We start from the raw sequence: 22,049 nt of genomic DNA, 5'->3' as shown, positions 1-22,049 counted from the left end.
CGTAGTGAAGAATAAAAACAAGGTTGCGCTGATTACGGGTATAACAGGTCAGGACGGTGCCTATCTGGCCGAGTTTCTCTTGGAGAAGGGCTATATTGTTCACGGACTCAAGCGACGCTCATCGTCCTTCAACACCAGCCGCATCGAGCATCTTTACGAGGATCCGCATGTCGAGAATCCTCGGTTCATCTTGCATTTCGGCGACATGACCGATTCGACGAACCTCATCCGTGTCGTTCAGGAAACGCAGCCGGACGAGATCTATAACCTCGCAGCGCAGAGCCACGTTCAAGTCTCTTTCGAGACGCCGGAATATACGGCCAACGCCGATGGAACCGGCACCCTTCGGCTGCTTGAAGCAATCCGCCTCCTGGGGCTGACCAAGAAGACACGCTTCTATCAAGCGTCCACCTCGGAGCTCTACGGCAAAGTTCAAGAAGTCCCGCAGAGCGAAACGACGCCTTTCTACCCTCGATCACCCTACGCGGCGGCCAAGCTCTATGCCTATTGGATCGTGGTTAATTATCGCGAGGCATATGGCATGCACGCGTCGAACGGCATCTTGTTCAATCATGAAAGCCCGATCCGCGGGGAAACATTCGTGACCCGTAAAATCACCCGGGCAGCTGCTGCGATCCATCTTGGACTGCAGGAAAGGCTCTATCTTGGCAATTTGGATGCGCAGCGCGACTGGGGACATGCGCGCGAATATGTCCGCGGGATGTGGCTGATGCTGCAGCAGGACGAACCGGAGGACTATGTCCTTGCAACGGGCGAAACGCACTCGGTTCGTTCCTTCGTCGACAAGGCCTTTGCCAAGGTGGGCATGCCGATTGATTGGCGTGGCCACGGGGTTGAGGAAAAGGGGTATGACAAGACATCCGGTCGGTGCGTGGTGGAAATCGATCCGGCTTATTTCCGCCCGACTGAAGTTGACCTTCTGATCGGTGATCCGACGAAGGCGCATACGAAGCTTGGCTGGAAACATGAGACCAGTCTTGATCAGCTGGTTACGGAGATGGTCCGCGAAGATCTGAAAGTCATGGCACGAAATGTTCCGGCGGTGAGTGTAACCAAAGGTTTTGCCTATGCCTGAGGCGATCTACGGCCTTGCCGGAAAAAGGGTTTGAACGCGTCACGATCTTTCAGATTCGCTCGCCACCACGGCACGTAGGCCGCGCGATCGTGCGACGCCTCGCTTCCGAGGGCTGCGAGATTCAAACACTGACTGCACAATGCAAAAAGCCCGGCTCGAGAGCCGGGCTTTCCTGATCGACCGAAGTCAGACCAAATTAGAACGAACGCTGCAGGCGGAAGTAGCCCGAGGTGGAGTCGTCGCCGTCTTCCGGATCGAGGTACTGAACCGAAGCCTTGGCGTAGAAGTTGTCGACGATCTGGTAATCAACCGTCAGACCAACCTTCCAGGCATCGCCGTCGGCGAAGTCGTTGCCGTCAATACCGTAGTCGCTGTAGTACTGGACGCCGGGAGTGATCTTGAGCTTGTCGGTTGCCTTGATAGCGTATTCGGCAGCGATAGCCCATTCAGCGGCGGTGTAGTAGGAGCTCGGGCCGGTGGCGTAGACGGCTGCGAGGCCGAGCGTACCGGGACCGATGTCAACCGTACCCATTGCGCGGACAGCGCCTTCTTCGTTGTCGACGTCGTAGCCGGCAGTGATCTGGTAGCTGAAGATACCACCCTTGCCGCCGAGACCGACGGCAACGCCGACGTTGTTCGGGTCTTCGTCCGTCTTGTAGAAGCCGTCTTCCAGTTCGTCGACGCTGATGCCAGCGTAGAAGGCTTCGGTTTCGTACTGATAACGGATGGAGTTATGCAGCGTGACCGGAGAACCGATATCGTCGGTTTCGCCAGAGAGGCCATCGTCCCACCAGCTGTAGAACAGACCAGCGCGGAAGCCGGCGATGTCGAGGTAAGCGGAGTCGAGGATGGCATCCTGGTCGGTGGCATTGTCAGCATTGAACTGCATGACGATGACGCCGGTCAGCGGACCATACTCGGTGTCGCTCTTGGCCGTGAACTGAACCTGACCGCGGGTACGCGCATCCCAATCCGAATCGTTGCTGGCCGAGCCATTAAGCGGCTGATCACCAACGTCGACCTGGAAACGGATGTAGCCTTCGATCTTGAGGCAAGTTTCCGTGCCCGGGATGTAGAAGTAGCCGGTGCCGTAAGCGTCGCAGACGCGAACATATTCAACCGGTTCCGGCTCAGCAGCAACGATAGCGTCAGCAGCCTGAGCACCGGAAACTACTGCGAGAGCAGCAGCGGAGCCGAGAAGAAGGCTCTTGATGTTCATAAATGACCTCCAATTCAAAGTTTCGATCGGGTTTGAGATCTTTCGCTGAGCAGCGTTCCCTGCCCCATCCCCGTGTTTCAAGAAGTGGACGATCCGTCGCCCTTGCTTCCGAGGGTGAAAATACAAGACGGCGGCCGTCACGCAATCACCAACTTACTCGAATGGGTGGTTTGCGGGAGCCTTCCCGACATTCTGTTGCCGAAAGGACACAAGTCGGGCAGCCGGCCCCGATTTCCTTTATGCTTTGTTAAGAAAAGCCTGATTTTGCCGCTGCTTAGCCTCCAGTCGATAAAGAGCTGGACAGAGGCTTTCCGACGCATTCGCGACACTTTTTTGACAAGATCGGGCAGTTGCGGGAGAGATGGCAGCTCCCGAGAGCGTAACCGCACGTTCACGGATCCGCTCGCTACCGCCTGAGGGCAGAAGCGCGGGACGTGATTCCTGCCGGCGATTCTCTCTCTTCGAAGAGAAGCGATTCTACCTCGCGCGACGGCAGGGACAGCCGACCAGCGTATCAGCCCGAAAATCGGAATCGATTTTCCGTAAGCATAATGCGTAGATTCGTAGCGTAGAGCATCCTTCGTGCGTCCGGCGCTCGAAGCGGCTGTGATTCGCCAATGGAAGGTGAGACCAGAGATACGCTGCGGAAATCGAAGTGGCGGAGAAGATGGGATTCGAACCCACGATACGCTTTTGACGTATACTCCCTTAGCAGGGGAGCGCCTTCGACCACTCGGCCACCTCTCCGGTGCCGCCTAACTAGGGTGAGCGGTCTGTGAATGCAAGGGTTTTTTGAGTTTTCACCAGAAGAAATGCAGGGGCGGCGTTTCGGCTTTTGACGGACGGACGAGAACAATCGCTCGTCTGCGCCCATCCCCAGAAGCTCGGCCGATCGACCCTTCAAGCGCACACGCCTTGGAGCGCGCACACTCGCGGACTCAGCTCAATAGGCTCTTCAGATCGGCCGAGGGGTCAGCGAGGATCGCTCGATCGGGATTGGCGCCAGATTCCAGCAGCTTCTTGCCGGTCACATAGGCCTTCGCATCATTGATCGCATCGACAGCGATCAGCCGGCCTTCCCTGAAGTACCAGATCGAATGAGCCCCTTCGCGGGCACCAGGACGCAAAAGCGTGTCGTCATAGCCGAGATTGAAGCCGGCAATCTGCAGCTTGACGTCATACTGGTCGGACCAGAACCAAGGCTTCGGTTGATAAGGCTCGTCGCCGCCGGCGATGAGAGCTGCCGCAGCTTCAGCCTGGTCGACGGCGTTCTGCACCGATTCGAGCCTGATGCGCCCACCCTGCCACGGAAGTGCGGCGCAATCGCCGGCCGCAAAAATCGCTGGATCAGAGGTGCGGGCGAATTCGTCGACGATAATGCCGTTGGCGACTTCCAGGCCGGCCTCCTTGGCAAGCTGGTCGTTCGGCACGACGCCGATGCCGACGACGACGAAATCGACATCGATGACCGAGTCGTCGGAAAGGGCGGCGCCGGAAACCCGACCATCCTTGCCGATCAAATGTTTCAGACCGGTCTTCTCGCGTATCACCACGTCGTGGCTCTCGTGAATGGCGCGCATGAGGTCGGCCGTTTCCTTCGCCGCGACACGCTGCAGGATGCGATCGGCCATCTCGATGACCGTGACTTCGAGACCACGATGACGGGCGACGGCGGCAGCCTCGAGGCCGATGTAACCGCCGCCGATGATGAGGACGCGACGGCCGGGCCGCATCTCGTCGGCGAGCAGATCGGCGTCGCGCTTATCGCGGGCGACATAGACGCCTTCGAGATCACCGCCGATTGCGGGCGGCAGCCGGCGCGGCGTCGAGCCGGTGGCGAGCACCAGAGTGCCGTAGTCAAGAACGGAGCCGTCCTGCAGCAGAACCTCTTTGCTGTCCCGCTTGATCTCCTCGGCCCAGGTCGAAAGGCGAAGATCGACGTCGTTGTCGGCATACCAGTGTTCCGGGCGGAACAGCAGGCGGTCGAAGCTCATTTCACCGAGCAGATATTTCTTCGAAAGCGGCGGACGCTGATAGGGAGCCACATCCTCGGCGCCGATGAGGGTGATCGGGCGCGTATCCTTCAAAGCACGCAGTTTGGCCGCCAAGGCGAAACCCGCCTGTCCCGCGCCGATGATCACCACTCTATCCGTCACGATCTCACTCCTAAAACCAGGCTCGACACTTACGCCAAGGCCTATCCCCTGCCCCATGCGCCGTCAACGGCAAGCGGCTTCTTACATTCAGCCGATCTCGATCCAGCGACGCTCGTGGAAGGACTGTGCCATGGCATGCACCGACTTCTCTATCCTGAGACCGTCTTTAAATGTCACGATCGACGACGGTTCGCCTGTTATTGCCCGGATCAGCTCGCGGCACTCGATGATCTTCAGATCGTTGAAGCCGAGGCCATGGCCAGGAGCCGGGATGAAGCGATCATAGGGCCGATGGGCAGGCGCCGCCAGTATCTTGCGGAAGCCCTGCTCCGAACCAGGCCCTTCTGCCTGATAGAGTTCAAACTCGTTCATGCGCTCCTGGTCATAGAGGATCGAGCCTTTCGAGCCGTAAATCTGCAGGGCGATGCGCCCCTTACGACCCCAGGCGGCGCGATTCGCCATCAACACGGCGGAGATGCCGCCGTCGAGCCGCATCAGCACATTGGCGGCATCGTGATTTTCGACGGCACGGCGGCCACCCTCGCTGAGCGGACGGTCGGGATAGGGCTTCACCATATCCGTTATGACGGCCTCGACGTGGCCGAAAAGATACCAGAGCAACGACAGCGGGTGCACTGCGAAATCGTCAAGCGCACCATAGCCGGCGGAAAGCTCGCTCTTCCAATAAAAGAAGATGTCGGGATCGGCCATGAAATCCTCGTCCATTTCGACGCGTACATGATTGACCCTACCGATGACGCCGTCGCCGACAAGCTTCCTGATGTGCCGCATGACGGGGTTCTGAATGTAATTGTAGCCGAGAGCGGCAACTTTGCCTGATCGTTCCGCCGTCGCCAGCATGCGCTCGGCGTCGGCGTAGGCGGGTGCCATCGGCTTCTCACACCAGACATGCTTGCCGGCTTCCAGGGCTGCAATCGCCATCTCGGCATGGAACTGGTTGGGCGTGGTGACGGAAACGACGTCGACCTCTGGGTCGGCGATCAGCGCCCGCCAGTCGGCCGTTGCCTTTTCGAAGCCGAACTCGCCGGCACGGGCCTCAGCAAGCCCGGCATTGGCTTCAGCCAGATGCACGAGCCGGGGACGCTCGACATCGCCGAACACAGTCTTCACCGCATTCCAGGCCAGCGCATGGCACTTGCCCATATAACCCGTGCCGATCAAACCGATGCCAAGTGGCTTCATTTCCGTCTCCTCCTGAGCTGCGCGCGGATTTTTGGAATATTTGGACCATTTTGACAAGAGACCGTCGCAAGCAGATGACTTTCATTCGCCCGGTTCGATTGTTCAAAACGCTTCAATTTCAGGCGATTAAAAACAATTAGGCGCGCCGTTTGAAATCGTCTATGCTGGGCAATATGGAATATTTGTTTCATCCTGTGAGCCGCAAGCATGGATAATGACCTCCAAAGGCACGCGCGCGTGCCGCGCGATTTCGAAAGCCTGCGCAGCACCATCATCGAGCGCAAGGCGAACATGCCGAAGCGGCTGGCGCAGGTCGCCGCCTTCGCGCTCGGCAATCCCGACGAAATCGCCTTTGGCACGACGGCGAGCATCGCGGCCGCCTCCGACGTCCAGCCCTCGACGCTGGTACGTCTCGCGCATCATCTCGGCTATGAAGGCTTTTCCGATCTGCAGAGCATCTTCCGCGAAAGGCTGCGCGACCGCACGCTGAGCTACGAAGAGCGGCTCGTCACGCTGGAGCAAACGAGCGGCGATGACGAAGACGCCAATCTACTCTCCGGATTCATTGCCGCGGCGAACCAGTCGGTCAACCGGCTGGCCGCGACGGTTCAGAGCGAGACGTTTACGAAGGCGGTGGATATCCTCGCCGCCGCCGAAACGATCTATCTGATCGCCAAGCGGCGTTCCTATCCGCTGACGGCGCATATGAGCTACGCATTTTCCAAGCTGAACATCCGGCACCAGATCGTCGCCTCGCCGAACGGAGTGGATCTTGAAACGGTGCAGTTCGCATCGCCGAGGGATGCGGCGATCGCTGCTAGTTTCTCGCCCTATGCCGCCGACAGCCTTAGCCAGAGCCAGGAGCTTGCAGATCGCGGCGTTCCCGTCATTGCTATCACCGATTCGGCCTTCTCGCCGCTTGCCGCCTGCGCCACGCATTGGTTCGAGGTGGCGGAAGCGGATTTCGCCGGCTTCCGCTCGCTTTCAGCCTCGATGGCGCTCACCATGGCGCTGCCGGTCGCAATTGCCGAGCGGCGCCGCAAGCGTCAACATTTCAAAGCTGGAAAAGCGAAAATGGAATAAATATTCCGAATTGACAAAATAGCGGAACCAATGTTTCATTATCGACATTCGCAGGCACTGGAAGCCGCGCAAAATCTAGCGGGAGGACATCATGGTACAATCGAATCCGGGTTTACAGCCGGAGCCGGCGCTTGATGTAATCACCATCGGCCGCTCCTCGGTCGATCTTTACGGCCAGCAGATCGGTTCGCGACTGGAGGATATTGCCTCCTTCGCCAAATCGGTCGGCGGCTGCCCGTCCAATATCGCCATCGGCACCGCGCGGCTCGGCCTCAAGTCCGGCCTCATCACCCGCGTCGGCGACGAGCAGATGGGACGCTTCATCCGTGAGCAGGCGGCGCGCGAAGGTGTGGCGACGGACGGCATCGTCACCGACAAGGAACGGCTGACGGCGCTGGTGCTGCTTGCGGTCGAGGCCGAGGGCGTGTCGCCGATGATCTTCTATCGTTCGGACTGTGCCGACATGGCGCTCGAGGAAGGCGATATCGACGAAAACTTCATCAAATCCTCGCGCGCCGTTCTCGTTTCCGGCACGCATTTTTCGCGGCCCAACACCGAAGCCGCGCAACGCAAGGCTATCCGCATCGCCAAGGAGAACGGCCGCAAGGTGATCTTCGACATCGACTACCGGCCGAACCTCTGGGGGCTTGCGGGCCATGCGGAAGGCTTCGAGCGCTATGTGAAATCCGACCGCGTCTCCTCGAAGATGAAGGAAACGCTGCCCGATTGCGATCTCATCGTCGGCACCGAAGAGGAAATCCTCATCGCGTCGGGCGCCGACGACGTGCTCGGCGCGCTGAAGGAGATCCGGCGGCTGACGCCGGCGACGATTGTGCTCAAGCGCGGCGCGATGGGCTGCATCGTCTATGACGGGCCGATCGCCGACGACCTCGAAGCCGGCATCGTCGGCCAGGGCTTCCCGATCGAAGTCTTCAATGTGCTCGGTGCAGGTGACGCCTTCATGTCCGGTTTCCTGCGGGGCTTCCTGCGCGACGAGCCGCTTAAGACCTGCGCCACCTGGGCCAATGCCTGCGGCGCCTTCGCCGTGTCCCGCCTGCTCTGCTCGCCGGAATATCCGACCTGGGCGGAACTCGACTTCTTCCTGAAGACCGGCAGCAAACATCGGGCGCTGCGCAAGGACGAGGCGATCAATCATATTCACTGGGCATCGACGCGGCGCGGCGAAATCCCGCTGCTGATGGCGCTGGCGATCGACCACCGCTCGCAGCTTGTCAGCGTCGCTGATGAACTCGGCGTCGGCCATGACAAGATCGTCGCCTTCAAGCGGCTGGCGGTCGAGGCGGCAGCGCGCGTTTCGAACGGCCGCGACGGCTACGGCATGCTGATCGACGAGCGTTTCGGTCGCGACGCGTTCTTCGACGCGGCGACCAAGAATTTCTCCTGGGTCGGCCGGCCGGTGGAACTGCCGGGCTCGAAGCCGCTGCGCTTCGAATTCAGCCAGGATATCGGCTCGCAGCTTGTCGAATGGCCGCTCGGCCATTGCATCAAGTGCCTGTGCTTCTATCATCCCGATGATCCCGCCGACCTGAAGACGGAGCAGCAGGAGAAGCTGCGCACGCTCTTCGAAGCCGCACGCAAGGTTGGCCGCGAACTGCTGGTGGAAATCATCGCCGGCAAAAGCGGCCCGCTCACAGACGATACGATCGCCACCGCGCTGGAAGAACTCTACGCGCTCGGCATCAAGCCGGACTGGTGGAAGCTGGAGCCGCAGGCTTCCGGCGAAGCCTGGAAGAAGATCGACGCGGTGATCGCCAAAAATGATCCATGGTGCCGCGGTATCGTGCTCCTGGGGCTCGAAGCGCCCGCCGAGGAACTGATCTCCTGTTTCGAGGCGACGCTGGCGGCTCCCTCAGTGAAGGGCTTTGCCGTCGGCCGGACGATCTTTGCCGATCCGGCGCGCGCCTGGCTCTCCGGCGAAATAAGCGACGAGGCGGCAATCGCCGACATGGCCGGCCGTTTCCGGCAATTGACCGAGGCCTGGCTGAAGACGCGCGGGCTTCACTGAGAATTAGACCCTCCCCAACCCCTCCCCACGAGGGGGAGGGACTTAACCTGAGGCGCCGCCTCGAACTCGGCGGTCCTGCTGGAAAAGCGCTGCAACAGGCGTGAAACGGCACGGCAGGTTAGCCCCTCCCCCTTGTGGGGAGGGGTTGGGGCGGGGAAACCAGACAGAGAGAAAACTCCGGGAGGCCCCGATGGGCAAGACGATACGGTTGACGATGGCGCAGGCCGTCGCGCATTTCCTGAAAGTACAGATGACTGTTGTCGACGGCAAAAAGGTGCCGATCTTCGGCGGGGTCTGGGCGATCTTCGGCCACGGCAACGTCGCCGGCATCGGCGAGGCTCTCTATCAGGTGCGCGGGGAACTGACGACCTATCGCGCCCATAATGAACAGGGCATGGCGCATGCCGCGATCGCCTATGCCAAGGCGAATTTCCGCACGCGCTTCATGGCCTGCACGACCTCGATCGGCCCCGGCGCGCTGAACATGGTGACGGCCGCGGGGGTCGCGCATGTCAACCGCATTCCCGTTCTCTTCCTCCCAGGCGATGTCTTCGCCAACCGCGCGCCGGATCCGGTGCTGCAGCAGATCGAGGATTTCGGCGACGGCACGGTCTCTGCCAATGACGCCTTCCGTCCGGTTTCGCGCTACTTCGACCGAATTACCCGGCCGGAGCAGATCATCACGGCGCTGAAGCGGGCCATGCAGGTGCTGACCGATCCGCTCGATTGCGGCCCGGTGACGCTGTCGCTTTGCCAGGACGTTCAGGCTGAGGCCTTTGATTATCCGGAAAGCCTATTCGAAGAAAAAGTCTGGGCAACCCGCCGGCCGCAACCGGATGCGGACGAGCTGGCAAATGCCATCGCCCTTATCAAGGCATCAGAGAAGCCGGTGATCGTTGCCGGCGGCGGCGTGCTCTATTCGCAGGCGACGAAGGAACTCGCGGCCTTTGCCGAAGCTCACGCCATCCCCGTGGTCGTCACCCAGGCCGGCAAGTCGTCAATCAACGAGACCCATCCGCTGGCGCTCGGCTCGGTCGGCGTTACCGGCACCTCGGCGGCGAACGCGATCGCCGAGGAGACGGATCTCGTCATCGCCGTCGGCACGCGCTGCCAGGATTTCACGACTGGCTCCTGGGCGCTCTTCAAGAACGACAGCCTGAAGATGGTCGGCCTCAACATCGCCGCCTATGACGCGGTGAAGCACGACAGCCACCCTGTGGTGGCCGATGCCCGCGAAGGGCTGAAGGCGCTTTCGGCAGGCCTTTCCGGCTGGAAGGCGCCGGCGGCGCTTACCGAGAAGGCCGCAGCCGAGAAGAAGGTTTGGATGGAAGCTGCGGCGAAGGCGATGGCGACGACCAATGCCGCCCTGCCCTCCGACGCCCAGGTGATCGGCGCCGTCGTGCGCACGATCGGCGGCGAGAACACGACACTGCTTTGCGCCGCCGGCGGCCTGCCGGGCGAATTGCACAAGCTCTGGCCGGCGACAGCGCCGGGCAGTTATCACATGGAATACGGTTTTTCCTGCATGGGTTACGAGATCGCCGGCGGGCTCGGCGCCAAGATGGCGCGTCCCGAACGGGATGTCGTCGTCATGGTCGGCGACGGCTCCTACATGATGATGAATTCGGAGATCGCGACCTCGGTGATGCTCGGCCTCAAGCTCAATATCGTCCTGCTCGACAATCGCGGCTATGGCTGCATCAACCGGCTGCAGATGGGAACCGGCGGCGCCAATTTCAACAATCTGCTCAAGGACTCCTATCATGAAGTGATGCCGGAGATCGATTTCCGCGCGCATGCCGAAAGCATGGGCGCCATCGCCGTCAAGGTCAGTTCCATTGCCGAACTCGAGCAGGCGATCGTCGACTCGAAGAAGAACGATCGTACATCCGTCTTCGTCATCGACACCGATCCCTTGATCACCACTGAGGCCGGCGGCCATTGGTGGGATGTCGCGGTGCCGGAAGTCAGCCCGCGCGAAGAAGTCAACAAAGCGCGCAAGGGTTACGTCGAAGCCCGCGGCTCCCAGCGCATCGGCTGAACAGGTTAGCCCTATTTTTCGGGAGGAGCCGACCCGCTCCTCCGCAATGTCTTTAAGGAGAATATTGATGAAGGCCAAACTCGGCATGTCGCCCATCGCATGGTGGAACGACGACCTTCCTGAGCTTAGCGACGACGTGTCCCTTGAGGAATGCCTGCGGCAATCGCGCAGTGCCGGTTTCACCGGCATGGAACAAGGCCGCCGTTTCCCCAGCAACCCTGAAGAAATGCTGCCGATCCTGCGCGCCGCCGACGTGACGCTGTGCGGCGGCTGGTTCTCCGGCACGCTTGTCAATGAGGAGCTCTCGGCCAACAAGGACCGCATTGCCCCGATGATCGAGCTTTTCAAAGCGGTCAATGCGCCCTGCATCGTCTATGGCGAAGTCGGCCGCTCTATCCAGGGCGACCGCTCCAAGCCGCTCGCCACCAAGCCGCGCCTCGGCGACGACGAAATGAAGGTCTATGCGCGCCGCGTCACCGAATTCGGCGAATGGTGCGCCGAGCAGGGCATGCCGCTCTCTTATCACCACCACATGGCCGCCGTCGTCGAAACCGAGCCGGAACTCGACGCTTTCATGCGCAATTCGGGCGAAGGCATTCCGCTGCTGCTCGACGCCGGGCATCTGGCCTTTGCCGGAGGCGATGTGCTGCGCGCCATCGACAATCACCACGCCCGCATCAACCACGTCCACGTCAAGGACATTCGCCAATCCGTGGTGGATGGGCTCGACCGCAGCCGGCAATCCTTCCTCGACGCCGTGGCGCTTGGCGCCTTCACCGTGCCGGGCGACGGCTCGCTCGATTTCGGCGCTATCGTCCAGCGCTTCGCCGACCATGGCTATGAAGGCTGGTTCGTCGTCGAGGCCGAACAGGATCCGCGCAAGGCGCCGCCGCAGAAGATGGCCGAGATCGGCCATGCCGAACTGATGCGGGTGATGACGGCAGCTGGTTATACGGTGGAAACAGAAGGTTTTCCCAAGGGATAGCGGAATGAAAACCCCTCCCAACCCCTCCCCACAAGGGGGAGGGACTTGACTTGAGGCACCCCGCTCCAGGCAGCGCCACTTGCAAAAGGAACGCCGCAACATAGGCGAGACAGCGCCGCAGATTGAGCCCTCCCGCCCGTGGGGAGGGGTTTGGGGCGGGACTTTTTAAGGTACGAGGAGAAACACCAATGCCAAACCTCAAGGTGAAACCATCCGGCACGCATGGCCGCGTCACGCATGTCACGCCTGAAAATGCCGGCTGGACCTATGTCGGCTTTGATCTGCATCGCGTGAAGCCGGGCGAAACGGTTTCGGGAGAGACCGGCGATCGGGAAGTCTGCCTCGTCTGGGTCACCGGCAAGGGCAAAGCGTCAGCCGGCACCACGGATTTCGGTACGCTCGGCGAGCGGATGAGCCCCTTCGACGGCGCTCCGCATGCGCTCTACATCCCGATGGAATCAACGTGGTCGGTGACGGCGGAGACCGATCTGGAGCTGGCCGTCTGCTCGGCGCCCGGCGGCGGCACCTATGAGGCAAAGGCGATCCCGCCTGGCACCCATCCCCAGGTAACGCGCGGCAAGGGCACGAATGTGCGCTACGTCAACAACATCATGCCTGAAGACGATAATTCGGCGCATTCGCTGCTCGTCGTCGAGGTGATCACGCCAGGTGGCCATACCTCCTCCTATCCGCCGCACAAGCACGATCAGGACGACCTGCCAAACGAAAGCTTTCTGGAAGAGACTTACTACCATCGCCTCAACCCCCCGCAGGGTTTCGGTTTCCAGCGCGTCTACACCGACGACCGCTCGCTCGACGAGACCATGGCAATCGAGGACGGCGACGTGACGCTGGTGCCGAAGGGCTATCATCCCTGCGCGGCAACGCATGGCTATGATCTCTATTATCTCAACGTCATGGCCGGGCCGAAGCGGATCTGGAAATTCCACAATGCCGCCGAGCACGAATGGCTGCTGAAGGCATAAAGGCTGCGCTCGATCGCTAAATAATCTGACAGCGCCAAACTGTCGGTGATGGTTCACTGCCTCCATCCAATGAGGATGGAGGATCATCATGCACAGCTCGAATTTCACGATACCGGCCCGCAATATCCGCTCTTCGCGGCGCACCCGGCCGCCCGGCCTTCTTTCTACAGCCGTCACGGCGGTCCGCTGGCTGGAGCGCAAGATCAGCGAACGGCGCAACTACAATGCGCTGATGGAACTTTCCGACGCTCAGTTGAAGGATGTCGGCCTCTCCCGGGGGCAGACAGATAGCGACGTGCACGTTTACAGCCGCTACTGAAACATCAGACTCACTGTGGTACTGTGCCCCTGCGCAGCCTTGTCGGGCTGCCTGTCTGAACCCGGACGATACGATGTCGCAGTTTTCAACAGCACTGCTCCTGAAAACGAAGACCGTCACCATTCGTGACGTCGTTTGCAATGGCGAGTGCCGCCACAAGAGCGACGAGGAATGTGCTCACAAGACAAGCCTCGTCTATCCCTATCGCGGCGTCTTCATGCGCCATGTCGGCCGCACGGATACGGTGGCTGAAGCCAATCAGGTGTTGTTCTTCAATGCCGCTCAGAGCTATCGTATCAGTCATCCGATCACGGGCGGCGACGCCTGCATCGACCTGTCGATCGACGAATCGATGCTGGAAGAGCTGGCGCCAAAGGAACAGGTCCAGCCCGGCCCGGCCTTTTCCTTCCGCCGCCAGCGCCGGCGGATCGACCCGCGCGCGCAGGCGCTGGTCGCCCTGCTGCGTCACGGCCTCAGACGCAACGTCGCCGAAACGCTCGAGGCGGAAACGCTGGCCCTGACGCTGGTTCGCCGCTCGCTCGGCGAGCGCACCTCGCACGCAGCCGGCGCCAGCGCAGGCCGGCAGAAACTCGTCGACCGGGCAAAGCTGGTGCTTTCCTCCGATCTCGCGAGACGCTGGACGCTCGCGGAAATCGCCTCGGAAGTCGGCGTTTCCCCTGTTTATCTCACCCAGGTCTTTCAGCAGGTCGAGGCCACGCCGCTCTATCGCTATCAGCTAAGGCTGCGGCTTGCCCGGGCGCTCGATCTGCTCGGCCAGTATGACGATCTGACCTCACTCGGCCTCGATCTCGGTTTTTCCAGCCACAGTCATTTCAGTGCTTCCTTCAAACAGGCGTTCGGTCAGACTCCGGCCGAATTTCAGCGCTCGGCGCAACTGCGGCGCCGAGCCTGATCCCGATTGATCGCTAAAGTTTTCGACAGCGGTGATGCGGTCTTCGATGCTCTTATGACGCTGTCCCGATCCGGGGACGGTCAATGGAGGATTACCCGATGAAGAAGACCACATGCGCTGCCTGCGACTGCGAACTCGGCGCCGAGATCATCACCGTCAAGCTCGGCGGCGAGACCGTCGAAGTCTGCTGTCAGGAATGCGCCGAGGCGCTGAACGAGGCGGAATCGTCGACGTCGGCCGCTCAAAGCAGCAAGGAATAGAGGGCAATCGACGAGGCCGCGCAAGGAGGCGCGGCTTCCTCCTCTCAGGCGGGCAGAAGCCCGTATCGCCAGCCGCGGCGCCTGGCATTCTCAGACAGCACCAGCAAGGCAAGCACCACCATGCCTGCCTCCGCAAAGACAGGCACCATCCAGATTCCCTGCTCGCCGAAGACGAAGGGCAGAAGGAAGGTGAGAGGCAGGGTGAGAAGATAGGGTCGCGACAGACCGAAGATCGCCGCGCGCGGCGCATCGCCGATCGACTGGAAATAAGACGACAGGATGAGCATCTGTCCGAACAGAAAATAGGCGCCGATCGTCCAGGGCAGAATTCGCCTAACCTCGGCGATAATGGCTGGATCGCCGACGGAGGCACCGCCGATGCGACCAGCCAGCAATTCCACCGTGATCTCCACCAGGCCGCAATAGACGAGCGCCGAGAGCATGGCGATCTGCAGGCTGCGGCCGACGCGCAACCCAAGGCCGGCGCCGTGATTGTTGCCGGCGATCGTCTGCAGCGCGATGCTGAGACCAAGCAGCGGCAGATAGGCGAAGGTCAGGATACGGGTGATGATGCCGTAAGCGGCAACGGTGGCGGTATAATCACGCGTGCTCCAGAGCGAGACGTTGACCAGAATCGCGGCCGAGGCAAGCGATATGCCGATGAAACCGAGGCTCATAGGCGCGCCCAAGGCGACGATGCCGCGCCATTCGGCAAGGGCGAATGCGGGAGAAGGCCTGAGTGCCCCGGCCGGCGCCAGCGATAGACGAGCACGGCGGCGAGACAGACGAATTGCGAGGCGATGGAGCCTGCGGCCGAACCGGCCACGCCCCAATGCATCACTGCCATGAACAGCCAGTTGGCGAGGATGTTGAGCAGTGAGGCCGAGAGCGTGACCACCGTCATGAAACCCATCCTGCCTTCACAGCGCAGCCCGTCGAGATGCAACGAAAGGAAGAAACTCACCGGCGTCGCGGTGATCATCGCGCCCATGAAGAGCATGGCTCCGTCGGCCACGGCGCTGTTTCCGGCCGCGCCGGCGACGATAATCCGCCCGCCGAGGGCCCAGTAGAACATGTCGAGGATCACGATTACGGCGAGCGCCAGCGTATGGGCGCCGGAAAATACGCGACGCGCGCCTTGGCAATCGCCGGCACCGAGTCGGCGGGCGAGAATGCTTCCCATGCCGTTCGAGATGAGCGATTGCAGGGCGACCAGCAGCATCAGCCCCGGAAAGATCAGGCTAACGGCCGAGAGCGCGTCGGGGCCGACATAGGCACCCAGGAAATAGGCGTCGACGATAGCAAACAGGCCGTTGACGGTGGTGATCGCGACGATCGGCGCCGCAGTTCTGATGAATACGCCCGGCAGGGAGCCGGTGAGGAAGGCATTGCCTTTGGAAGGATCGGTCATGGAGAAATCCGTGCGATATGGGGGACATCCGCTGCGGCTTGAACAAGCGCATGCGGACGGTCTCGAAGGGATGAGGAGCAATCAGAGATCGAGAACCAGGTGGGGCACGCCGTTCGAGGTCTTCCTGGGGGAGACGCCGTCGGCATCGATCTGTGCACTCACGCGTCGACGAAAGGCTGAAAAGCTCTCGAAGGTGACCACGTCAACCGCTTTGTCGAAATGGACGGTGATCCGGCGGAGGCCGCCCGTCAGAGCCGAAAGCGAGAGGATTTCGCCCGTGAACGGCTGATTGAGATATCGGCCGCCAATAGCCGCGCCGACGAAGAGCGGCGTCTTCGCAGGCGCATTGGGTTTTGCCGCCAGAGCCGCCAGTGTGTTCCAGTCGCGCACGCCGTGCTGGCGGGCGATCATTTCCAAGGCCGCACTGTGGGTCAGCGCCGCGCCGCGATCGTTCATCGCCTGGCGCAGGCGCTTGGCCTGGGCTTTCAATTCTTCAATACCGGGATAGGTCGTCATGGAGTGAGCCTTCGCAAGGCATGCGCTTCGACTGCAAATGGGAGCTCGCATTGCCGTCAGTCAGCATGCACAGAGGGCCGTGACCATGATCACGAGGACTTCACCTTGGATTTCCATCCGCGAGCGGCCGGTGCCTCGAACCGGGGCTTGTATGCGCGATCCCCGTCGGCATGTCAAGAATGGTGCAGATCTTGGAGGATGCACGAAATTGGAGCAAATCTGGCCGGAATCGGTGCGATTTCCAGCCGATCACAGCGACAGCCTTCAATCTTAACAATGATCTTCAGCAATCGTCAGCACTCTTGCATTATTCTCTGCTTACGATGAGCGGAGGCTAAAAGGGCCTTTCAAATGCACCTCGACTCAGAACACCCCAAGCCGGAACGTGCTTACCGGGAATTCAATCTCGACAGGCCGGGCAATATCATCTTCGTCGGCCACCACCTCAGCACCGGTACGCAGGTACGTTGCCTGATCCGCACGATCACACTTGCCGGCGCCGTGCTCGAAGTCAGTCCGAGCCTGGAGATGCCGAGTCATTTCTTTCTCGAGATACTTGGCATCCATGACGAAATCGGCGCCACCTTGGTCAAGCGCGAAGACGAACTGGTGACGATCGGCTTCAACATGCTGCTCAATCCGGAATTCCTGCACCACGTGCTGCGACTGAGCTTCGAAACCTGAGGCGTCTTCCGATCACCGCCCGATCGCGGCGCGGCCTCCTCGTCTCGCCTCTTCTTGCGGAGAGATGAGCTGTGATCGATATGATCCAGTGAAGCCCGCGCCATTCCGGGCCATCGAGCGGATCGGCCATGGGATCGCGGCGCATCCGGCAATTGCGGGACGCGACTTCGTTGAAGAGAACTACCCAGTTGAGAAGCATAACCTATCCTCCATCTATTGCTGGAGTAGTTGAGCTAGGCCTTCACGCCCCCACTATGTAGAGGCATGGGGGAAAGGGGGTTTTCATCCATGAAAGAGGCGAGCTGGGACGATCTGCAGCTTTTCTTCCATGTCGCGACCGGCGGCGGGCTTTCGGCGGCGGCGGCGCGGACGGGGCTCAGTGCGCCGACGATCGGCCGGCGCATGCTGGCGCTCGAACGGGTGACCGGCCGGTCGCTATTCAACCGCGGCCCCAGAGGCTACCTGCTTGCCAAGGACGGGCAGGAGCTGCTCGATCGCGTCCGGCTGATGCAGGATGCGGCGCGGGCGATCTCCGACTGGCGCGGTGAGGTGCTGACGCTGCCGATCGTCTCGACGGCCGCCGACGGCTGGACCCTGCGCTTCCTCGCCGACCACCTGGCCAGCGTCTGGCGGCCGAAGGATAGTTTCCGCATGTGCTACAAGACCTGTGATGCGAGCGTCGACTTCACCTATCGCGAGGCGCATATCGCCATCCGCCACAGCCGGCCGGACAGCGGCAACGTCGCGATCCGCCGTTCGGTCAAAGTGGCCCATGCCGCTTACCAGGCGGTCGACTTTGCGCAGACCAATTGCAATTGGATTTCGCTTGGCACCGACACCGCGATCACGCCGGCGGATAAATGGACGTTCGAACAGCCGGATTATTGGATCACCAGCTGGACGAACACGCCGCATATGCTTTTTTACCTGATCCGTGGCGGGGCCGGCCGCGGCGTGCTGCCCTGTTTCATCGGCGATGAGGAGCGCAAGCTCGTGCGCGCCGGGCCTGTCATCGACGATCTGACCTACGAGATGTGGATCGTCGCGCATGATGATGAGCGGCAACGGCCGGAAGTCAGAACCGTCATCGACCGCCTGGCAGCACTGTTTGCCGATCATGAAGACCTATTTGCCGGGCGGAGGCCATCTGGGTGAGTCAAACAGAACGCGGACCATTCAGGCCCGCGCTCTGTTATGCCCGGGTGTGATCACGCGGCGAGATGCCGCTCGATCTCGTCGACCGGCAGGTTGGTATAGTCTTTCGCCAATTCTGTCGATATCGCCGCCTGCGTCTCGGCACTGAGCGCCGGACGCAGGGTTCCTAGCGCCTTCGGCGGCGCGATGAGCACGATGCGGTGGGCATCCTTTGCCTGCATCAACTCGTCCATCCGTTCCGCCACATGTTTCAGAAATTGCGCTTCAGCTTGCTCCTGCCAGCTGGTCTCTTCGACAGCGCTGCGGCTGACCCCATCGGCGGCATGGCTACGGCCGGGCTTGTCGGCGCCGACCTCGCGATCGGGCTCGTTCGGCTGCGTCAGGGTTTCCAGCACCTTGAGGTTCATCAGTTGGGCATCGCCGGCATTCTGCATGATCAGGGCCTTGGCTCCATTGCAGACTACGACCCATGATTTCCGGGGGATTCTGACGTCGGTCATCTTCAACTCCTCGCTGTCGTCATCGAAGCGCGCCATGCTTCATCGATCAAGACAGAACGTCCGGCCGTTGAAAGAGTTCGAGAAATTGCGCCGGAAATCGATTGGAGTGGCAATCCAGTTTCCAGGCCTCGCTGTTTCGCGTCCTTCGCCGCCGCGGCGATCTGTGCAAGCGCTGTCGTCGACATTGGCGACGGATTCGATCGCCACGACCTTTTCCAGTGGTGCCATTCTGGACCGACAGCATCCGGCAGCTGCAGCGGCGCCGACCGCTTCCCACGCTCGGCCTACCGCCAGAAATCTTGGCTGAAACTGGTGTTGGAACGACTGCCGACGTCCCGATTGGGAACAAAATTTGAACTCGTTAAAATTGTCATTTTATCTTTGACGAATGCGCAAAACATTCATGTGACCTTGGCCGGAGCAAGATCAGCTTGCACCAGAGCAAGAACCCCACTGTGCCCTGTCTGACGGAGAATGTAAGATGACTATGCTCCGCGCCACACACCTTGCCACGGTCAAATCCGCCATTTACGACCTGCGCTGGGAAGAGTTCCACGTCAAGCGCCCCGCCCGCATCGTGGCCGTCCGGCCGTGCCTCACGGGCGTTTCGATGCGAAGCGCCGAGATCATCGATATCTCGCAAGGCGGTGCGACCTTCATCGTGTCGACCACTGCCGGTCTGCCGAAGCATTATTATCTCAACATTCTCGGCCTCGCCTATCGGATCGGGTGTGCCGAGGTCTACCGTCACAAGGAACGCATCGGCGTGCGGTTCATCAACCTGATGGATCCCGAGGTCCTGCGCCGCGTAGTGCGCACAGATTTCCTTGTCGGCAACATGGAAGCGATCGATGCACGGCGCTGATGAATCCCCTAATGATTTTTATCAAAATCATTAAGTTAAGGTAGATACACATCTTGTCATATGATCAAATGGTTTCGCCAAAAATCAATAATCAGACAACAAAATGTGCGAACTCGATATTTTACACGACTCTCTTTACCAATTCTGCCCCGAATTACACTTAAAACGACTCAACAGCTTAACGTTGGCTTGCCACGCCTTACTTGACTGTAAAACTCTCACTCTTACCGAACTTGGCCGTAACCTGCCAACCAAAGCGAGAACAAAACATAACATCAAACGAATCGACCGATTGTTAGGTAATCGTCACCTCCACAAAGAGCGACTCGCTGTATACCGTTGGCATGCTAGCTTTATCTGTTCGGGCAATACGATGCCCATTGTACTTGTTGACTGGTCTGATATCCGTGAGCAAAAACGGCTTATGGTATTGCGAGCTTCAGTCGCACTACACGGTCGTTCTGTTACTCTTTATGAGAAAGCGTTCCCGCTTTCAGAGCAATGTTCAAAGAAAGCTCATGACCAATTTCTAGCCGACCTTGCGAGCATTCTACCGAGTAACACCACACCGCTCATTGTCAGTGATGCTGGCTTTAAAGTGCCATGGTATAAATCCGTTGAGAAGCTGGGTTGGTACTGGTTAAGTCGAGTAAGAGGAAAAGTACAATATGCAGACCTAGGAGCGGAAAACTGGAAACCTATCAGCAACTTACATGATATGTCATCTAGTCACTCAAAGACTTTAGGCTATAAGAGGCTGACTAAAAGCAATCCAATCTCATGCCAAATTCTATTGTATAAATCTCGCTCTAAAGGCCGAAAAAATCAGCGCTCGACACGGACTCATTGTCACCACCCGTCACCTAAAATCTACTCAGCGTCGGCAAAGGAGCCATGGATTCTAGCAACTAACTTACCTGTTGAAATTCGAACACCCAAACAACTTGTTAATATCTATTCGAAGCGAATGCAGATTGAAGAAACCTTCCGAGACTTGAAAAGTCCTGCCTACGGACTAGGCCTACGCCATAGCCGAACGAGCAGCTCAGAGCGTTTTGATATCATGCTGCTAATCGCCCTGATGCTTCAACTAACATGTTGGCTTGCGGGCGTTCATGCTCAGAAACAAGGTTGGGACAAGCACTTCCAGGCTAACACAGTCAGAAATCGAAACGTACTCTCAACAGTTCGCTTAGGCATGGAAGTTTTGCGGCATTCTGGCTACACAATAACAAGGGAAGACTTACTCGTGGCTGCAACCCTACTAGCTCAAAATTTATTCACACATGGTTACGCTTTGGGGAAATTATGAGGGGATCTCTCAGTGCACGGCGTGCACCGATATTCCGCCCGCAAGCGTCGCCTATGGGCTTGTCGAAATAATCTTGCTTGCCTTGGCCGTACCCCGGCCTATTGTTGCGCCAACCGTCAACATGTCCGGGAAATTGCCTTCGCATGTCCGCCTTTTCGCGCTTCACGCCTCTCATCGGCGCCCTGCCCTCCACAGTTCCCTTCGTCGGCCCTGAGGCGATCGAGCGTCAACGCGGACTTGCTGTCTTGGCACGCATCGGCGCGAATGAGAACGGCTTCGGCCCGGCGCCTTCCGTGCTTGCGGCCATGCGCGACGAGGCCGGCAATATCTGGAAATACAACGATCCGGAAAATTTTTCGCTGAGGGAAGCGCTCGGCATCCATCTCGGCATCTCCCCCACCAATATCGCCATCGGCGGCGGCATCGACGAGTTGCTCGGCCAAATCGTCCGGCTGGTGATCGAAGCCGGCGCACCTGTGGTCACCTCGCTCGGCGCCTATCCCACCTTCAATTTCCATGTCGCCGGCTTCGGCGGCCGACTGGTCACCGTGCCCTATGTGAACGATCGCGAGAATCTCGACGGGCTGCTCGAGGCCGTCAGACGCGAGAATGCGCCGCTCGTTTATTTCGCCAATCCCGACAATCCGATGGGAAGCTGGTGGGACGCCGACAGCATCGTCGCTTTCGCCCGGGCGCTGCCCGAGACCACGATGATGGTGCTGGACGAAGCCTATAGCGAAACGGGGCCGGCAAATTCGCTGCCGTCGATCGCTTCGCTCATCGATCTGCCGAACATCGTGCGCACCCGCACCTTTTCCAAGGCCTACGGGCTTGCCGGCTCACGCACCGGCTATGTGATCTCGACCTCAGGCACGGCACAGGCCTTCGACAAGATCCGCAATCATTTCGGCATGAACCGGCTGGCGACGGCCGCAGCGCTGGCCGCGCTCAAGGATCAAGCCTATCTCGCCGATGTGGTCGGGAAAATCCATGCAGCACGGGATCGGATCGGCCGCATCGCCCGGGCAAACGGTCTTGAGCCGCTGCCCTCGGCGACCAATTTCGTGGCGATCGATACCGGCCGCGACGGCGCCCATGCGCGGGCGATCGTCGATGGCCTGATGGAACACGGCGTCTTCATCCGCATGCCGGGTGTTGCGCCGCTCAATCGCTGCATCCGCGTCAGCGTCGGGCCTGAGGCTGAGATGGCGCTGTTCGAGCAAGCGCTGCCGCAGGTCCTGAAGACGCTCGCCTGAGGTTGTCATTCCTGTTCAATCGCCGAGACCGGTGAGGCTTCGCCATTCCCCTGCGTACTGCGT

The 22,049-nt window shown here is 60.0% G+C and carries 20 protein-coding genes, 1 tRNA gene and 1 pseudogene; 14 read left to right on the top strand and 8 right to left on the bottom strand.

Annotation, left to right across the window (positions count from 1 at the left end; all coding sequences use genetic code 11):
* Nucleotides 1-4: 4 nt before the first annotated feature.
* A complete protein-coding gene (gene gmd / locus RHE_RS06900; RefSeq protein WP_011424686.1) occupies nucleotides 5-1,096 on the top strand; it encodes a GDP-mannose 4,6-dehydratase in 1,092 nt (363 codons plus the stop codon).
* Nucleotides 1,097-1,292: 196 nt separating this feature from the next.
* Here gmd and RHE_RS06895 read toward each other — a convergent pair whose 3' ends face one another.
* The 4 genes from RHE_RS06895 to RHE_RS06880 form a co-directional block, all read right to left on the bottom strand.
* Nucleotides 1,293-2,315, bottom strand: a complete 1,023-nt coding sequence (locus RHE_RS06895; RefSeq protein ID WP_011424685.1) for a porin — start codon at nucleotides 2,313-2,315, stop codon at nucleotides 1,293-1,295.
* 656 nt (nucleotides 2,316-2,971) lie between these two features.
* Nucleotides 2,972-3,062, bottom strand: a tRNA-Ser gene (locus RHE_RS06890).
* Between the two features lie 191 nt (nucleotides 3,063-3,253).
* Nucleotides 3,254-4,471 (bottom strand): NAD(P)/FAD-dependent oxidoreductase, encoded by a 1,218-nt coding sequence (locus RHE_RS06885; RefSeq protein WP_011424684.1) that lies wholly within the window; start codon nucleotides 4,469-4,471, stop codon nucleotides 3,254-3,256.
* Nucleotides 4,472-4,558: 87 nt separating this feature from the next.
* Nucleotides 4,559-5,674, bottom strand: a complete 1,116-nt coding sequence (locus RHE_RS06880; RefSeq protein WP_011424683.1) for a Gfo/Idh/MocA family protein — start codon at nucleotides 5,672-5,674, stop codon at nucleotides 4,559-4,561.
* A gap of 207 nt (nucleotides 5,675-5,881) precedes the next feature.
* Here RHE_RS06880 and RHE_RS06875 point away from each other — a divergent pair, with 207 nt between their 5' ends.
* From RHE_RS06875 to RHE_RS33460, 8 genes are all read left to right on the top strand, one after another.
* Nucleotides 5,882-6,757 (top strand): MurR/RpiR family transcriptional regulator, encoded by an 876-nt coding sequence (locus tag RHE_RS06875; protein WP_020920841.1) that lies wholly within the window; start codon nucleotides 5,882-5,884, stop codon nucleotides 6,755-6,757.
* Nucleotides 6,758-6,848: 91 nt separating this feature from the next.
* The gene (locus RHE_RS06870) at nucleotides 6,849-8,783 is read left to right on the top strand and encodes a bifunctional 5-dehydro-2-deoxygluconokinase/5-dehydro-2-deoxyphosphogluconate aldolase (RefSeq protein WP_011424681.1); all 1,935 of its coding nucleotides are present in this window, start codon (nucleotides 6,849-6,851) and stop codon (nucleotides 8,781-8,783) included.
* Between the two features lie 190 nt (nucleotides 8,784-8,973).
* Nucleotides 8,974-10,824 carry a 3D-(3,5/4)-trihydroxycyclohexane-1,2-dione acylhydrolase (decyclizing) gene (iolD, locus tag RHE_RS06865; RefSeq protein WP_011424680.1) on the top strand — a complete coding sequence of 617 codons (1,851 nt, stop codon included), beginning with the start codon at nucleotides 8,974-8,976 and terminating at the stop codon, nucleotides 10,822-10,824.
* Between the two features lie 67 nt (nucleotides 10,825-10,891).
* Complete coding sequence (gene iolE / locus RHE_RS06860) at nucleotides 10,892-11,809, top strand: myo-inosose-2 dehydratase (protein ID WP_011424679.1); 918 nt, start codon at nucleotides 10,892-10,894, stop codon at nucleotides 11,807-11,809.
* Nucleotides 11,810-11,997: 188 nt separating this feature from the next.
* On the top strand, nucleotides 11,998-12,795 hold the full coding sequence (iolB, locus tag RHE_RS06855; protein WP_011424678.1) for a 5-deoxy-glucuronate isomerase: 798 nt from the start codon (nucleotides 11,998-12,000) through the stop codon (nucleotides 12,793-12,795).
* Nucleotides 12,796-12,883: 88 nt separating this feature from the next.
* Nucleotides 12,884-13,114, top strand: a complete 231-nt coding sequence (locus RHE_RS06850; protein WP_020920837.1) for a DUF1127 domain-containing protein — start codon at nucleotides 12,884-12,886, stop codon at nucleotides 13,112-13,114.
* Nucleotides 13,115-13,187: 73 nt separating this feature from the next.
* Nucleotides 13,188-14,027 carry a helix-turn-helix transcriptional regulator gene (locus RHE_RS06845; protein ID WP_020920836.1) on the top strand — a complete coding sequence of 280 codons (840 nt, stop codon included), beginning with the start codon at nucleotides 13,188-13,190 and terminating at the stop codon, nucleotides 14,025-14,027.
* 98 nt (nucleotides 14,028-14,125) lie between these two features.
* On the top strand, nucleotides 14,126-14,287 hold the full coding sequence (locus tag RHE_RS33460) for a hypothetical protein (protein ID WP_020920835.1): 162 nt from the start codon (nucleotides 14,126-14,128) through the stop codon (nucleotides 14,285-14,287).
* 44 nt (nucleotides 14,288-14,331) lie between these two features.
* On the opposite strand, the pseudogene RHE_RS06840 reads toward RHE_RS33460, so the two are convergent.
* Nucleotides 14,332-15,698, bottom strand: a pseudogene (locus RHE_RS06840) (MATE family efflux transporter).
* 81 nt (nucleotides 15,699-15,779) lie between these two features.
* Nucleotides 15,780-16,214 carry a glyoxalase superfamily protein gene (locus tag RHE_RS06835; protein ID WP_187331721.1) on the bottom strand — a complete coding sequence of 145 codons (435 nt, stop codon included), beginning with the start codon at nucleotides 16,212-16,214 and terminating at the stop codon, nucleotides 15,780-15,782.
* Nucleotides 16,215-16,565: 351 nt separating this feature from the next.
* On the opposite strand from RHE_RS06835, the gene RHE_RS06830 reads away from it, so the two are divergent.
* Nucleotides 16,566-16,898 (top strand): hypothetical protein, encoded by a 333-nt coding sequence (locus tag RHE_RS06830; protein WP_011424675.1) that lies wholly within the window; start codon nucleotides 16,566-16,568, stop codon nucleotides 16,896-16,898.
* Here the strand turns inward: RHE_RS06830 and RHE_RS34255 are convergent.
* Nucleotides 16,849-17,097 carry a hypothetical protein gene (locus tag RHE_RS34255; RefSeq protein WP_073990370.1) on the bottom strand — a complete coding sequence of 83 codons (249 nt, stop codon included), beginning with the start codon at nucleotides 17,095-17,097 and terminating at the stop codon, nucleotides 16,849-16,851. The two genes, RHE_RS06830 and RHE_RS34255, sit on opposite strands and share 50 nt — an antisense overlap.
* Nucleotides 17,098-17,186: 89 nt before the next feature.
* Between RHE_RS34255 and RHE_RS06825 the strand changes: the two genes are divergently transcribed.
* Nucleotides 17,187-18,053: a LysR family transcriptional regulator gene (locus RHE_RS06825; RefSeq protein WP_011424674.1), complete on the top strand. Its 867-nt coding sequence runs from the start codon at nucleotides 17,187-17,189 to the stop codon at nucleotides 18,051-18,053.
* A gap of 53 nt (nucleotides 18,054-18,106) precedes the next feature.
* Here the strand turns inward: RHE_RS06825 and RHE_RS06820 are convergent, their stop codons facing one another.
* Nucleotides 18,107-18,553, bottom strand: a complete 447-nt coding sequence (locus RHE_RS06820; RefSeq protein ID WP_011424673.1) for a baeRF12 domain-containing protein — start codon at nucleotides 18,551-18,553, stop codon at nucleotides 18,107-18,109.
* Between the two features lie 481 nt (nucleotides 18,554-19,034).
* Here RHE_RS06820 and RHE_RS06815 point away from each other — a divergent pair, with 481 nt between their 5' ends.
* The 3 genes from RHE_RS06815 to RHE_RS06810 all read left to right on the top strand — a co-directional run bounded on the left by RHE_RS06815 (nucleotide 19,035) and on the right by RHE_RS06810 (nucleotide 21,986).
* Nucleotides 19,035-19,418: a pilus protein PilZ gene (locus RHE_RS06815; RefSeq protein WP_011424671.1), complete on the top strand. Its 384-nt coding sequence runs from the start codon at nucleotides 19,035-19,037 to the stop codon at nucleotides 19,416-19,418.
* A 103-nt stretch (nucleotides 19,419-19,521) separates the two neighbouring features.
* Complete coding sequence (locus tag RHE_RS31510; RefSeq protein WP_006250222.1) at nucleotides 19,522-20,730, top strand: IS4-like element ISVsa5 family transposase; 1,209 nt, start codon at nucleotides 19,522-19,524, stop codon at nucleotides 20,728-20,730.
* Nucleotides 20,731-20,873: 143 nt separating this feature from the next.
* Nucleotides 20,874-21,986, top strand: a complete 1,113-nt coding sequence (locus RHE_RS06810; protein ID WP_011424670.1) for a pyridoxal phosphate-dependent aminotransferase — start codon at nucleotides 20,874-20,876, stop codon at nucleotides 21,984-21,986.
* Nucleotides 21,987-22,049: the final 63 nt, after the last annotated feature.

This window comes from Rhizobium etli CFN 42, assembly GCF_000092045.1.
Classification (GTDB): Bacteria; Pseudomonadota; Alphaproteobacteria; order Rhizobiales; family Rhizobiaceae; genus Rhizobium; species Rhizobium etli.
This window is presented reverse-complemented; position numbering and strand designations above follow the sequence as displayed.